The organism is Algoriphagus machipongonensis (assembly GCF_000166275.1).
In the GTDB taxonomy this organism is placed as follows: Bacteria; Bacteroidota; Bacteroidia; order Cytophagales; family Cyclobacteriaceae; genus Algoriphagus; species Algoriphagus machipongonensis.
Map to the genome: position 1 here is coordinate 3,518,972 of NZ_CM001023.1, position 13,721 is coordinate 3,532,692.

Consider the following 13,721-nt stretch of genomic DNA (forward strand, 5'->3'; position numbering starts at 1 on the left):
TAAAGATATTGAATGATAAATCATACATAAAATTAAAAATAAAATGAATGAAAAATCATTCAATAAGTTAAAAATAGAATATTAATGAATGATAAATCATTCAACCAAATATGATCTACTCCATTTCCACTCCCAATTCCATCCTTTTTGCTCTAAAATGATCGGGTGATATGCCAAAGCTGCTTTCGCTGTAGGAGCATTAAAAAACCGTTGATCATCGGTCAAAATAGCGGTATTCTCTCCATTCTCATTAAGTTGAATCAAATCCATCACCGTAGAAGGAATATCTTTAGAATAGGTAGAGTTGGCCTTAAGCAACTTATTCTTCAGGCTCCAACTCAATTCGTAACCTGTTGCAGGAAGTTCAGCATATACGATTTTCGTTCCAGCACTTTGTTCTTTCGCAAAAGCCAAATACTTGGAATACATCTTTAATCCGGGATTTTCCAATTGCTTGGGACGAAAATCCATAGCCTCTAAACTACTTACCACATGCATTACTTTTCTTGCTCTAGAAATAGCCACATTCAACCTGTTTACACCACCTGACTTCCCAAGAAGACCAAAATTAGTCATCAACTTCCCTTCCCTATTGGGGCCATAGCCCAAGGATAAAATCACCTGATCAAATTCATCTCCCTGCACATTTTCAATATTTCTAACTTTTATCGACTCCTCCTGATACCCTGCCTCCCATAGCATTTCACCAATCATCTCCATCTGAAAATAATTACCTGTGACAATCCCAATCGTATCATGAGCAGCAGCGTTTCTGATTTTTTGAACGATTTCCAAAACTGCTTCCCCTTCCATAAGATTGGTTTGGTTCTCCCAAACTCCTTCCACTTTCCTCCAAGTAATCGCAGGATCTCCCTTTTTTACGGTTTGGTAATCTGGTAAAACCTCCAACTTTTCGTCGTAAAAATGCGCATTGGAGAAATGAATAAGAGCAGGATCAGAAGAACGGTAATGCCCATTTAATTGCCTTTTTTCAAAGAAATAGCCAGCTAACTCCAATAGTGACTCAGACTCGTATTCTACTCCTTCTTCATCTGCTTCCCATTTCATCTGGTAAAAATCAGAAGGTCTCAACTGTTTAGAGTCACCAACCACCACCACTTGTTCACCTCTCCACATAGCAGGTAAGCCTCGCTCCACTTGACATTGAGAAGCCTCATCAAAGATCACCAAATCAAATTTTTCCGAGATTGGAAAAAGTGCAGAAACCGTTTCTGGACTCGCCAGCCAACAAGGCATTAGCTTAAATACTTCTTCACCTAACTCTTCAACAAGCTTTCGAATGGGCCATTTTTGCCTTTTTTTACTCACCTGATGCAGCAACTCCCGATAAGTAACCCTATTCCCCAGTCGGTTAAACACCAATTCAGAATTCATTTGCTCTCGGAGCCTAAGCAAGGCAAAGTCCTTTGAAATCTGTCTTTTTTCTAAAATGGAAGTTTTCAAACTATCCATTTCCTTACTGATCTTCAAACTTCCTGCTTCAGCGAGCACCGGAAATCTTTTCTCTATTTCAGAAATCCATGTTAAATACCAAGAGTCTTCTATAACCTGCAACTGCTCCTCCGTAGAATTTGAATGAAACTCCTCTTCCACCTTCTCTGCCAATAACTTTTTGGAAGGATCCCAAGAATCTAAAAACCCATCAAATGCCTGCAAATCGGTAAAAAGTTGATTTAAATTCGAAGTTTCTACCTGCACTTGGTCAAATAGTAACCCTTCAATCTGACTAGCGCTGAGGTAATGTTTCCAAGAAACCACCTTCCTTTCGAAATCTTGAAAATGCTTAAAAACAAACCCACATTGATGTATAAATAATCTGGGCTTTTTAGAAAAGTCTAAAAGATTCACAAAATCTGGGATGTTTGCCAATAACCTTTCCCATTCTAAAACCTCTTCAATTTCTTCTAGGGTCTTTTCTAAGTCTAAAACATCAGGCTGAAGAGTCCCCAACTTTGGTAGCTTCTGGATTTCCTTTTCCCATTTTTTGAGATTCCAAAAATCCTCACTTGCTAAGGCTAGGTTGTCAGAATTGAATTTTATACCATAGGTATCAAACCAAGCCTTTACAAGCGGAAATTCCTTGCTTTTAAAAGGAAGCAATACCCTATTCAGCCATGAACCCATTTTTGATTCAAGAGTTTGAAACTCCTCTTCCAAACCTTCTAAGCTAGCTGGATGCCCAAAATGATTTTGATTAATTACTGATCTCGCTGAATTTAACACAACTTGAACTTCATTCAAATAATGTTTGGTTTGAGAAGAAAATGCTATTTCTAAGGCTAAAGAAGAGTTTTTTAAGGATTCTAATCTTGTTTTTGCTTGAAGAATTTGCGCAGAATATACTTTGCCATGGACGATCCCAGACTCCATCCTATCAATCACTTCCCCGCCTAAACCTTCTTCTTTTTTGACTTTTTCAAAAGCCACAACTTCTTCGATTACATTTTGAATGGAAGAAAAATGCTCGGGATGGAAATGAGAAAACGATAGCCTCTTCTCCCAAAAACTGTCTTTAAATTTGTATTGAAAATCCCTGTAAAGCTCAAACTCCTTTTTGAACTCATTCAATTGACCCCAATTCAAGTGAAGGAATTCAGAGGCGTTTAAAGTAGGATTATTTAGCCCCGTCATCTGCAAGTACATTGCTTTAATGGGCAACCCAGCCAAATCAGTATCCCTTAATGCAGTCCTTAGCTCCTCTCCTTTTTCAGAAAGCAGCTGTATCGTTTTCGAGTGATTTGAAATCTCCCTTTCCAAAAAGATGGAATCAATACCCCGATTAATTTCCTGGTATTTTTCAATAGACTCGATCTGGGATTTAATTTTTTTAAATAGGTCTTTTCGATCTGTTTTAAAATCATGTACCAAAGCCAAAAACTCTCCAAAACCTACACTTTCCAACCGGTTATAGACTACATCCAGTGCTGCTCTCTTTTGTGAAACGACCAACACTTTTTTCCCTCTAGCAATAAAATCCGAAACCAAATTGGCTATTAATTGGGATTTTCCTGTGCCCGGAGGTCCTTCCACCACTAAGCTTTTACCTTGCCTTACTGCGTGCAACACACTTTCTTGGGAGGCATCCAAAGGAAAAACTGGAAATAAGCGATTTTCCGGGGGTACATTCCCATAAGCTTCCCGAGCATATTTTGACTGGAAAAGCTCTTCAAGAGTCAAATCACTAAAATGCTCAAGCAAATAATCATACTCTCTCAAAAGGAAACTTCCTTTTTGAGAAAACTGCCCCAGAACAGCGTAAGTCTTTAAGCTGATTTTACCATCTTGAAATTTTCCTTCATCAATAGATTTTTGAGAAGTAGGAAAAGTAAGCACACGGTTTTCAAACAAACTTGAGCTCAGCTGAATTTTAAAATGCTTCTCTAAAATCTTAGCGAGCCCGATTCTGAATTCAGTAGGCTCTTTTGGAAGCATTTCCAATTCATTCTCCAATAATTCTATGGGAAGATTTTCTTGATAGGCTTTGCTATATGCCAAAAGAAAAGCCTGATTCCATTGCCAGGATGCACTCGCAGATAAATACCATGTATCTTTTTCTTTGAGCAAGGAAACCTGTCGCATCAAGACAGGTGCACGAAGCACTTGACCATTGATCATTTTCCCCTCTAAGTACGGCCACGCCAAATTCAGGGAATGATCTCCTGTCTCCTCCAAGGTTAGCTGATTTCTAAACTCAACTCTAGAAAGGGTTTTAGAAAGCTGATTCACCAAGGCCATCCTTGGATCCACGGTAGGGATAACAGCTATTTTTTTCTTTCCTGAAAGCAGGCTTTCAATAAGTGAAAATGCAGGCTCGCCATTCAAAAAATCTAAACTTTGAAGATCTATTAAACCTGAATTTAACGTTTTAGGTAGGTATAATGACTTGTTTTTGGAGGACAAGTCGGTCAGTCTGTTTAGGTAAGTTTGAAAGACAGACTCATTCATTTAATTAAATGGAGATTCAGGTTCCTTTGCCATTTCCCGATAGACCACCCCATCCATAATCCCCGGAATCCACTTGTTTAAAAATACCGCAAGTTTTCCCTGCGTCGTCAAGACCAAATCCCTTTTCCTCTTTTTGGTGGCTTTCAATATTGCCTGTGCAACATCTTCAGAAGACATCATGTTTGCTTCATCTCTAGGAGAAGCTCCCTGAGTTTCACCTGTAGCTGTCAATGCATTATTTCGAATGTTGGATGCTGTAAATCCAGGAGAGGCTACCAAAATATGTACTCCTTTGTGCATGACTTCTGTTCGCAGGGATTCAAAGAAGCCATTCATTGCATATTTACTCGCAGAGTAAGCAGTTCTTGCCGGAGTTCCTCTATAGCCATTGATCGAAGAAATCCCTACGATAGAACCTCGGTTCTCCATGATGGAAGGCAAACAGTATTTGGTGGCATAGACAGTCCCCCAGAAATTAGTGTCCATCACCTTTCTAAAGACTTCCATTTCTAAATCCTGGAACAGGGCTCGCATAGAAATTCCGGCATTATTGATCAAAACATCAATTCTACCAAATTTGGCAAGAACCTCCTCAGCCATTTTTTTATTATCTGCTTCGGATCCAGCATCAGCTAAAATCGCCAAAACCTCAATTCCTGCATCAGCAAGAATTTTTCTTTCCACTTCTAGCTTTTCCTTATTACGTCCTGTAATGGCAATTTTTGCCCCTTTGCAACCAAAAGCTTTAGCACAAGCAGCTCCAATTCCTGAAGTGGCTCCTGTTACGACTACGACTCTGTTTTTAAGTTCCATGGATGTACAATGTCTCAAAGATAGTCAAAACAAAAAAAATCAATGGATAGTGCCACCTTTTAAACAGGTATTTTCTTTGGCCCTAGGTTTTTCCCTAATTTTGTGCCCATGTCGCGTAAAATGAAAAACAAAGTTGTCACAAATTTACCCATAGAGCGAATTGCTACTGAAGGTAAATGTGTGGGACACCACGATGGGAAAGTCGTCTTTGTATCCGGAGTGGCCCCAGGAGATGTGGTGGATGTAAGAATTACCAAAGGTCGTAGTTCTTTTATGGAAGGTGAACCCGTAAAATTCCATCAATACTCCAAAGATAGAGTAGAAGCTTTTTGCTCTCATTTTGGCACTTGTGGTGGGTGCAAATGGCAACATATTAATTATGAATTGCAAAAGAACTATAAAAGGCAGCAGGTATTAGACCAATTCCAAAGGATTGCCAAGGTGGAGACACCAGAGATATCTCCAATTGTTGGTTCAGAAAAAACCACTTATTACAGAAATAAGCTCGATTTTACTTTCAGTAACAAGAAATGGTTGACACTGGAGCAGATTCAATCTGAGGATGAATTTGACAGAAATGCTTTAGGATTCCATATTCCTAAGATGTTTGACAAGATCGTTGATGTCGATCACTGTTACCTTCAAGGCGGAATTTCAAATGATGTCAGAAATGAACTGAGAGCTTTCGCATTGGAAAATGAGCTCAGTTTTTATGATATCAGAAATCAAGTGGGCTTACTTCGAAACCTGATCATAAGAACCACGAGCACGGGACAAACCATGGTCATCGTTCAGTTTGGAGAATCTGACTTAGAGTTGATCCCAAAAGTAATGGAGTTTTTAAAAATCAGATTCCCAGAAATTACCTCCTTGCTTTATGTGATCAATACCAAAGGCAATGAAACTTTCCATGATTTGGAGCTAGTCACGTATGCAGGTTTACCCTATATAGAAGAAGAGATGGAAGGGTTAAAATTCCGAATCGGTCCCAAATCTTTCTATCAAACAAATTCCGAACAAGCTTACGAATTGTATAAGATTACTCGTGATTTTGCAGAGTTAAAGGGTGACGAAATTGTCTATGATTTATACACTGGAACTGGGACAATTGCCAACTTTGTTGCCAAGAAAGCGAAGCAAGTAATCGGGGTAGAATATGTAGAAGCTGCTATAGCAGATGCCAAGATAAACTCGCAAATAAACGGAATCGAAAACACCCTGTTTTATGCCGGGGATATGAAAGAAATTTTAAACGATGAATTCATCGAAAACCATGCTGCTCCGGACGTCATTATTACGGATCCACCTAGGGCTGGAATGGATGAAAAAGTTGTTCAAATGTTGCTAAAATTAGCTGCTCCAAAAATAGTTTATGTCTCCTGTAACCCTGCTACGCAGGCTAGAGATTTAGCACTTTTGGGTGAAAAATATGACGTGCAAAAAGTACAGCCAGTGGATATGTTTCCACAAACTTATCATGTTGAAAATGTCGTACTCTTAACTCTCAAAAAATGATTTCAGATTTTAACGATCCCGAATTGAGTGGGAAATATTTGGGCACGATCACCCAGGATTTTGTAAAAATTTCAGATGTTTTGAAGGAAGCTTCTTACCAAATCAGGTCTAGAAAATTCTCAGATTACCCCATATTTCCTATCTCCAAAGAGATACAACCTATCGGAAAAATCTTCCTGGGAAAGGATGAAAAAGACCTGGACTGGAATTACTTTATCACCTATGTAGATGAATTTGTCCAAAGAAAATTGATCTCCGAAGAGGCACTGGAAGAATTCCAAAAGGCTTATAAAGACCCTGATGAGTTCTGCTGCCTTTTTGTCATGGATGGTGCATTTACGAGTTTTGTATACGTACCTTACCCGAATGATTGAGAAAACTGACTCACATAAAAAAAGCTTTACCTTTAATTTAGGTAAAGCTTTTTTATTATCTGGGGATCAATAGATTATTAAAACCCAACTTAAGTCATTATTGACTACGTAAAATACTTAGAAATGGCTTTTTTACCTATCTAAGTAACTTAGAAATGCACCCAGCCTTGCGCTTTAATCTGAACGCCTGTTCCGCTTTTTGTCACAAGTAGTTTTCCATCTTCAGCTTTGGTGACGTGACCTATGAAATGCACATCTGGATGCTTCTCCAGCTTAGCGAAATCTTTTTGGTCTATGGTAAATAACAACTCATAATCCTCACCTCCATTTAGCACACAAGTGATCGGATCCAAGTTCAACTCCACAGCAGTATCAAATGTCTGTTTGTCTATAGGAAGTTTGTCTTCGTAAATAGTTGCCCCTACTCCGGAAGCTTTGCAAATGTGAAAAATCTCCGAAGCCAATCCATCAGAAATATCCATCATACTTGTGGGTACTACTTCTAGTTCTGCAAGCTCATGAACGATATCCATTCTAGCATCAGGTCTCAATTGTCTACCCGTAACTACTGTGTATTTCTCCAAGTCAGGCTTCATATCCGGATTGGCTAAAAACACCTGCTTTTCTCTTTCCAAAATCTGAAGTCCAACAAGAGCTCCACCCAAGTCACCCGTGACACAAAGAATGTCATTTTCCTTTGCTCCAGATCGATAAGAAATCTGCTCCTTTTTAGCTTCGCCAATAGCAGTAATTGAGATCGCTAATCCCGACCTGGAAGAGGTGGTATCTCCACCAACTAAGTCTACACCATAATGGTCACATGCGGCATAAATTCCTTCGTACAAAGCCTCCACAGCTTCCAGAGAAAATCTATTGGAAAGACCAATACTCACCGTGATTTGTTTCGGGATTGCATTCATGGCAGCGATGTCCGAAACGTTTACTGCTACAGCCTTAAAACCCAAGTGTGGTAATGGCGCATAGGATAGATCAAAATGAACTCCTTCCATCAACAAATCAGTACTGACAACTTTCACATGATCACCTGCATCAATAACAGCAGCGTCATCCCCTATCCCTTTTAAGCTTGAAGGATTTTTGATTACCACTTTTTCGTTGAGTCGGTCTATTAAACCAAATTCTCCTAAATCGCTTATTTCTGTTCTGTTTTCTGACATAATTTTATTTCAATCTGCTTTATCAAAGGTTTCCTTCTTTTTGAAACTTTCGACACCTTATCGATTTCTTATTTACTTTATAAAACTACCCTTATGGCTTACTCTTTACTGCCACCTGGCTTTTCCTGACACAATTCAATCAAAACCCCATTGGTGCTCCTAGGATGCAAAAATACCACTAATTTATTATCTGCTCCTTCTTTTGGGGTTTCATTCAATATTTCAAAACCTTCGAGTTTCAGCCTTTTTACTTCCTCATATATATCTGCCACATCAAAGGCAATGTGATGCACCCCTTCTGACTTTCGTTCAATAAACTTTGAGATCGGGCTATCTTCCCTTGATGCCTGCAATAATTCCACCTTTGTTTCTCCAACTTGAAAGAACGAAGTCTTTACTCCTTCTCCCTCCACATCTTCTGTTTTGAAATGATCCTTACCTAATAATCTGGAAAAAAGTTCATTAGATCTCTCCAAATTTGTTACAGCTATCCCGATATGTTCAATTTTCCTCATTTTTAAATTTCTTATATTTGCCATTGAATTATTTGCAAGGTAAATATGTTCCGACTTTACCTAGTACATTGAATATAAAAGTAAAAGCATAAAGATATGATTATCGTTTCTGACAAAGCCAAAGAGCGCATCCTTGAACTTAAAAAAGAAGAAGGGCGTGCAATGGAAGAAAATATCCGTGTTTCGGTTAAAGGCGGGGGCTGCTCAGGTTTGATGTATGATTTGGGTTTCGATGCTAAAACCGTAGAAACTGACCAAATTTTTGAAGACAATGGCGTAAAGATTATCGTAGACAGAAAAAGTTTACTTTATCTTGCTGGAACTACCCTCGAATTTACAGACGGATTAAATGGGAAAGGATTTCAATTTATCAACCCAAATGCATCAAGAACATGCGGTTGTGGTGAAAGCTTCTCAATTTAAATTATTACATAACGAACTCTATTAAAGACAGCTTCTGAAGCTGTCTTTTCTTTTTTGCACAAAACTTTAAAATCAACCTAATACTTTTTGAATACCTAATTCCCCAAATTCCACCTCATTCCTTACCTTTGCCCACTATAAATTTTAACCTTACTATGGAAGATCAAATCAAAGAAATTCAGCTCAACGACCTTCACATTGCCTTAGGAGGCAAAATGGTGCCTTTTGCAGGGTATAATATGCCTGTTCGTTATAGTTCAGATAAAGAAGAGCATCTCTGTGTGAGAAATGGCGTTGGCGTATTTGATGTATCCCATATGGGTGAATTTATGGTAGAAGGCCCTGAGGCTTTAAACTTGATTCAGAAAGTTACTTCAAACGATGCATCCAAGCTAGTCGAAGGACAGGCACAATATTCTTGTTTCCCTAATGAAACAGGGGGCATCGTGGATGACCTGATTGTTTATAAATTTTCAGATGAAAAATACATGTTGGTAGTGAATGCATCCAACATTGAAAAGGATTGGAATTGGGTAAACAAATACAATACAATGGGAGCCCAATTAACCAATATCTCTGACGACATTTCACTTTTTGCTGTTCAAGGCCCAAAAGCAATTGAAGCTGTGCAGGCACTTACACCAGTCAACCTTTCTGAGGTTAAATTCTATCATTTTACACTTGGCGAATTTGCCGGTGTCAAAGATGTGATCATTTCAGGAACAGGTTATACAGGTGCTGGTGGGTTTGAAATCTATGTTAAGAATGAAGATGCCGAACAAGTTTGGAAGGCTATTTTCGAGGCTGGAAAGGATTTTGACATCAAACCTATAGGACTTGGGGCAAGAGATACGCTCAGAATGGAAATGGGTTATTGTCTGTATGGAAATGATATCGATGATACTACTTCTCCCCTAGAAGCAGGTTTAGGCTGGATCACTAAATTCACCAAAGACTTTACCAACTCTGAAGCCCTTTTAGCTCAAAAAGAAGCTGGCATTACCAGAAGACTGGTAGGCTTTATTATGCAGGATCGAGGAATTCCTAGGGGGCATTACAAAATCGTAGATGCTGAAGGAAATGAAATCGGTGAAGTTACCTCCGGTACACAATCCCCCAGTATGAATGTAGGTATCGGCTTAGGTTATGTGAAGAAAGAATTTGCAAAGGCAGGAACCGAAATATTTATCCAAGTAAGAAATAAAAACTTAAAGGCAATTGTAGAAAAACTGCCTTTATTGAAATCCTGATGAGAAAAACTGAAATCTGCTTCAGCCCGGAGTTAATCCATCTTTATGATTTGCAGGAAAAGATCGTTGTAGTAGTGGACATTTTTAGAGCCACTTCTACAATGGCCGCTGCTTTGGCTAATGGGGTCACGGAAATCAAAACTTTTGAAAATTTGGAATCCTGCAAAGAGATGGCCACTAATGGTTATTTAATCGCGGGAGAAAGAAATGGTAAAACTGCACCTGGGTTCCAATTGGGAAACTCTCCTGTCGCTTACCTTCAAAACAAATACGCTGGTCAAAAATTAGCGATGACTACCACCAATGGAACCTTAGCTATTTCCAAGTCTAAAGGAGCATCTGAGGTTTTGATCGGTTCTTTCCCTAATCTCAGCGCTACAGTAAACTATCTTCAGTCACAGAAAAAGGATGTTTTGATCCATTGCGCTGGCTGGAAAGGCATGTTCAATTTAGAGGACTCTCTCTATGCGGGAGCTTTGACCAAATGTCTTGAATCAACCCATATCGCATCGGATGATGGTTCACTTGCTATGAAAGCTTTGTATGAAAAAGAAGGTCATGACCTTAAAGGCTTTTTATCCCAGGCTTCTCATGCCAAAAGATTGCAGAACCATAATATCGATTCAGATATAGACTTCTGCCTCACCCTAGACCTTTTTTCTATTATTGGAAAAGTGGAAAATGGTGTGCTTAAAAGCCAGGAGATTTAATTAATTATTTCGCTAAAATTCCACCATCAATAGGATAGGCTACTCCGGTTATCCAAGATGCCTCATCAGAGACCAAAAATAAGGCCAGCGAGGCGATATCTTCCGGTTTTCCCAGGCGATTCATCAAGGTGTTTTTTGCAGTCTCTTGGACGATCGTATCGGGATTATCAAATGCTTTTGCCGAATCCCAGATAAGAGGAGTGTCAACAGGTCCGGGGCACATTGTATTCACTCGGATATTTGGACCATAGTCAACGGCCATTTCTTTCACCAAAGCCACGAGTGCAGCCTTACTTGCACAATAAGCCGCATGATTAGGAAAACTTTTGAATGCTGCTATCGAACTATTTGCCAAAATAGTCCCACCTCCACTTTTTATCATTTCCGGAATAGCAAAACGAGAAAGAAAAAAAACTGCATTGAAATTCGTGTTCATTGTTTCCTGCCATTCTGCTAATGAAATTTCAGTAACTGAACCGAGACCGAGCTTACCCGCATTCGTAACAACAATATCCAACTTCCCAAAATTGCTTATCGCAGCTTTTACTAAAGCCTCATTCGTCTCTATTATCCCAACATCACCTTTTACAAAAACAGCCTTCCCTCCAGCCTCATTTAAACTTCTCTCCAACTCTATCCCATTTTCCTGATTTCTTCCGCTTAAGATTAAGAAAGCCCCTTCTTCCGAAAAACGTTTTGCAATCGCTTTCCCCATCCCACTGGTGGCACCAGTTATTATTGCTGTTTTACCTTTTAACCTCATATCATATAAATTCTTTACCTGAGAAAAATAGCTTTGTTAGTAGCCAAAGCAAAATATGGCCATCGAAAAAATCATATTTCACTTTCAATATCTTTTTACCATTGAAATCAACCCATGGATTTACCATTAAAATAAACTAGATTCTAATCTTGTTAAACCTGATTTAACTTAATTTTCAATCTCTTAAAGCCACATGACTAAGATTTCAACTTGCCTTTTTTTCTTATCACTCTTATTATCGATACAGTTATTTGCCCAAACTTCCTCAGGTACAAATCCGAATATCCTGTTTATTGCCATAGATGATCTTAGGTCGGAATTGGGGCATTTTGGAAGCACTCAAATCCAAACGCCAAATTTGGATGAGCTAGCTAAAACCTCTGTCAGTTTTAAAAATCATTTTGTCCAAGTACCCACCTGTGGTGCTTCCCGAGCTTCCATGCTTACAGGAACACGCCCTAGACGAAGAGCAGAATTAGGTAACTTGATCATGCAGGATGAGTTTTCAATTAGAGCGGAATTAAGTCGCCCAGAGACCTTTATTCATCACCTTCGAAGAAATGGCTACAGAACTGTTGGAATAGGCAAAATTTCGCATTCCGCTGATGGCTTTGTGTATGGTTACGAAGAAGAAGTTTCTGATAAAAAGGAATTACCTCATAGTTGGGATGAATTTCTATTTGATGCCGGAAAATGGGGTACTGGATGGAATGCATTCTTTGCTTACGCGAATGGAGAAAATAGGCAAAGCATGAAAAGGCAGGTAAAACCTTATGAGTCTGCCGAGGTGGATGATTTAGGCTATCCAGATGGACTATCTACCCAACTTGCAATCACAAAGCTTAGGGAATTAAAAGGGAATGATCAACCTTTCTTTTTGGGCGTAGGATTATTCAAACCTCATTTGCCTTTTACGGCACCTAAGGAATATTGGGATTTATATGAAGAGAATGAAATCTTACTGGCTCAAAACCCTTCAAAACCACAAAATGTCTCCAACCAAAGTTTAATGGAAAGTAGCGAGTTTAATGGCTATCAGCTCGGTGAGGAAAAAGCTAGCCTGAATACCCAGTTATCTGATGCCTATGCAAGAAAAATCAAACATGCATACTATGCTGCCGCTAGCTATGCCGATGCTCAGGTAGGATTGATTTTAGATGAACTCAAAGCTCTTGATTTAGAAGAAAACACGATCGTAGTTGTCTGGGGAGATCATGGTTGGCATCTTGGAGAGCAGCAAATTTGGGGTAAACACACCCTTTTCGAAAATGCATTAAACAGTGCTTTAATCATCAAAATCCCTGGAAAAGAGGAAAAGGCCCGCATAGAAAATTCCATTGTCGAGTCAGTGGATATTTATCCCACGCTTATAGAATTAGCCGGGATTCCAACTCCGTATGAATTGGATGGTGAAAGCTTGGTCTCTTTGATTGAATCCTCCATTTCACCTAAAGAGCAAACTGCATACAGTTATTTCAAAAACGGGATCAGCTTACGGGAAAAACGATATAGGTTGACAAAATACTTTCGGGAACAAAAACCGGTTATTGAACTTTATGATCATCAAAGTGATCCTGCAGAATCTATCAACATAGCAGAAAAACACCCTGAAATTGTTCAGCAATTATTACCTCTTTGGGAAAAAGGGAATACAGGGATTTTTGAGAAGTAGGATTAAACCTTGGTGAGAACTAAGAAGTAAAAAATAATTCTTATTTTCATCCTAAACTTTTCCTGTTATGCTATACCTAATTTGGAGTGTTTTTAACATTCTGTTTTTTCTAACTTGGGCTTATCTGGCAATCTGCTTTTTAACGGGCAAGCATTCTATTTTCAAAAAAAGTTTTTCAATAGGTTATATCATTTTGATAATAGGAATAATTAGTCTCATCAGTGGCAAGTCCAAAGAATCCACAAACAGTTCTACACCAAGCAACAAACCTGTCAATATTGAAATTATTAAAATTGAAGAAAGCACCCTAAACAACTTATACCTTACACTAATCCGAGATAAGGAAACAGATTCAATCCTTCACGATCTATCTTCTTCAACTCTTACAGGCTTTATTTCAGGTTTAAAATGGACTCACATGGGCATAAGTGAGAATAATGGAAATCTGACTTTACTTGGCACTATTTCTTGGAAGCTATTGGGATGGACCATTTATACTCAAAACAAAGAGGTCATGATAAAGGAATCTACAGTTTAAAATC

At 38.8% G+C, this 13,721-nt stretch carries 12 protein-coding genes; 7 read left to right on the plus strand and 5 right to left on the minus strand.

The window, feature by feature from the left end:
• Positions 1-96: 96 nt before the first annotated feature.
• Complete coding sequence (locus ALPR1_RS14760; protein ID WP_008201863.1) at positions 97-3,966, minus strand: AAA domain-containing protein; 3,870 nt, start codon at positions 3,964-3,966, stop codon at positions 97-99.
• Positions 3,967-4,779 carry an SDR family oxidoreductase gene (locus ALPR1_RS14765; RefSeq protein WP_008201864.1) on the minus strand — a complete coding sequence of 271 codons (813 nt, stop codon included), beginning with the start codon at positions 4,777-4,779 and terminating at the stop codon, positions 3,967-3,969.
• 108 nt (positions 4,780-4,887) lie between these two features.
• Between ALPR1_RS14765 and rlmD the strand changes: the two genes are divergently transcribed.
• The gene (gene rlmD / locus ALPR1_RS14770) at positions 4,888-6,294 is read left to right on the plus strand and encodes a 23S rRNA (uracil(1939)-C(5))-methyltransferase RlmD (RefSeq protein ID WP_008201865.1); all 1,407 of its coding nucleotides are present in this window, start codon (positions 4,888-4,890) and stop codon (positions 6,292-6,294) included.
• A complete protein-coding gene (locus ALPR1_RS14775) occupies positions 6,291-6,668 on the plus strand; it encodes a hypothetical protein (protein ID WP_008201866.1) in 378 nt (125 codons plus the stop codon). Before rlmD ends, ALPR1_RS14775 begins: the two co-directional genes overlap by 4 nt.
• Positions 6,669-6,817: 149 nt before the next feature.
• On the opposite strand, the gene thiL is transcribed toward ALPR1_RS14775, so the two are convergent.
• Both thiL and mce read right to left on the minus strand, forming a co-directional pair.
• Positions 6,818-7,846 carry a thiamine-phosphate kinase gene (gene thiL / locus ALPR1_RS14780; RefSeq protein ID WP_008201867.1) on the minus strand — a complete coding sequence of 343 codons (1,029 nt, stop codon included), beginning with the start codon at positions 7,844-7,846 and terminating at the stop codon, positions 6,818-6,820.
• 98 nt (positions 7,847-7,944) lie between these two features.
• Complete coding sequence (mce, locus tag ALPR1_RS14785) at positions 7,945-8,361, minus strand: methylmalonyl-CoA epimerase (RefSeq protein ID WP_040303699.1); 417 nt, start codon at positions 8,359-8,361, stop codon at positions 7,945-7,947.
• A 96-nt stretch (positions 8,362-8,457) separates the two neighbouring features.
• Between mce and ALPR1_RS14790 the strand changes: the two genes are divergently transcribed.
• The 3 genes from ALPR1_RS14790 to ALPR1_RS14800 all read left to right on the plus strand — a co-directional run bounded on the left by ALPR1_RS14790 (position 8,458) and on the right by ALPR1_RS14800 (position 10,744).
• Positions 8,458-8,784, plus strand: a complete 327-nt coding sequence (locus ALPR1_RS14790; protein WP_008201869.1) for a HesB/IscA family protein — start codon at positions 8,458-8,460, stop codon at positions 8,782-8,784.
• Between the two features lie 155 nt (positions 8,785-8,939).
• Positions 8,940-10,034 carry a glycine cleavage system aminomethyltransferase GcvT gene (gene gcvT, locus ALPR1_RS14795; RefSeq protein ID WP_008201870.1) on the plus strand — a complete coding sequence of 365 codons (1,095 nt, stop codon included), beginning with the start codon at positions 8,940-8,942 and terminating at the stop codon, positions 10,032-10,034.
• A complete protein-coding gene (locus tag ALPR1_RS14800) occupies positions 10,034-10,744 on the plus strand; it encodes a 2-phosphosulfolactate phosphatase (protein WP_008201871.1) in 711 nt (236 codons plus the stop codon). The genes gcvT and ALPR1_RS14800 overlap by 1 nt, the downstream gene beginning before the upstream one ends.
• Positions 10,745-10,748: 4 nt before the next feature.
• Here the strand turns inward: ALPR1_RS14800 and ALPR1_RS14805 are convergent, their stop codons facing one another.
• Positions 10,749-11,507, minus strand: a complete 759-nt coding sequence (locus ALPR1_RS14805) for an SDR family NAD(P)-dependent oxidoreductase (protein ID WP_008201872.1) — start codon at positions 11,505-11,507, stop codon at positions 10,749-10,751.
• A 193-nt stretch (positions 11,508-11,700) separates the two neighbouring features.
• Between ALPR1_RS14805 and ALPR1_RS14810 the strand changes: the two genes are divergently transcribed.
• Both ALPR1_RS14810 and ALPR1_RS14815 read left to right on the plus strand, forming a co-directional pair.
• Positions 11,701-13,179 carry a sulfatase gene (locus ALPR1_RS14810; protein ID WP_008201873.1) on the plus strand — a complete coding sequence of 493 codons (1,479 nt, stop codon included), beginning with the start codon at positions 11,701-11,703 and terminating at the stop codon, positions 13,177-13,179.
• A 67-nt stretch (positions 13,180-13,246) separates the two neighbouring features.
• On the plus strand, positions 13,247-13,717 hold the full coding sequence (locus tag ALPR1_RS14815; protein ID WP_008201874.1) for a hypothetical protein: 471 nt from the start codon (positions 13,247-13,249) through the stop codon (positions 13,715-13,717).
• Positions 13,718-13,721 lie beyond the last annotated feature (4 nt).

Coding starts and splice junctions, on each gene's coding strand:
- gcvT (WP_008201870.1), top strand. CDS start 8,940: ATGGAAGATCAAATCAAAGAAATTCAGCTCAACGACCTTCACATTGCC.
- ALPR1_RS14815 (WP_008201874.1), top strand. CDS start 13,247: ATGCTATACCTAATTTGGAGTGTTTTTAACATTCTGTTTTTTCTAACT.
- rlmD (WP_008201865.1), top strand. CDS start 4,888: ATGTCGCGTAAAATGAAAAACAAAGTTGTCACAAATTTACCCATAGAG.
- ALPR1_RS14800 (WP_008201871.1), top strand. CDS start 10,034: ATGAGAAAAACTGAAATCTGCTTCAGCCCGGAGTTAATCCATCTTTAT.
- mce (WP_040303699.1), bottom strand. CDS start 8,361: ATGAGGAAAATTGAACATATCGGGATAGCTGTAACAAATTTGGAGAGA.
- ALPR1_RS14805 (WP_008201872.1), bottom strand. CDS start 11,507: ATGAGGTTAAAAGGTAAAACAGCAATAATAACTGGTGCCACCAGTGGG.
- ALPR1_RS14790 (WP_008201869.1), top strand. CDS start 8,458: ATGATTATCGTTTCTGACAAAGCCAAAGAGCGCATCCTTGAACTTAAA.
- ALPR1_RS14775 (WP_008201866.1), top strand. CDS start 6,291: ATGATTTCAGATTTTAACGATCCCGAATTGAGTGGGAAATATTTGGGC.
- thiL (WP_008201867.1), bottom strand. CDS start 7,846: ATGTCAGAAAACAGAACAGAAATAAGCGATTTAGGAGAATTTGGTTTA.
- ALPR1_RS14760 (WP_008201863.1), bottom strand. CDS start 3,966: ATGAATGAGTCTGTCTTTCAAACTTACCTAAACAGACTGACCGACTTG.
- ALPR1_RS14765 (WP_008201864.1), bottom strand. CDS start 4,779: ATGGAACTTAAAAACAGAGTCGTAGTCGTAACAGGAGCCACTTCAGGA.
- ALPR1_RS14810 (WP_008201873.1), top strand. CDS start 11,701: ATGACTAAGATTTCAACTTGCCTTTTTTTCTTATCACTCTTATTATCG.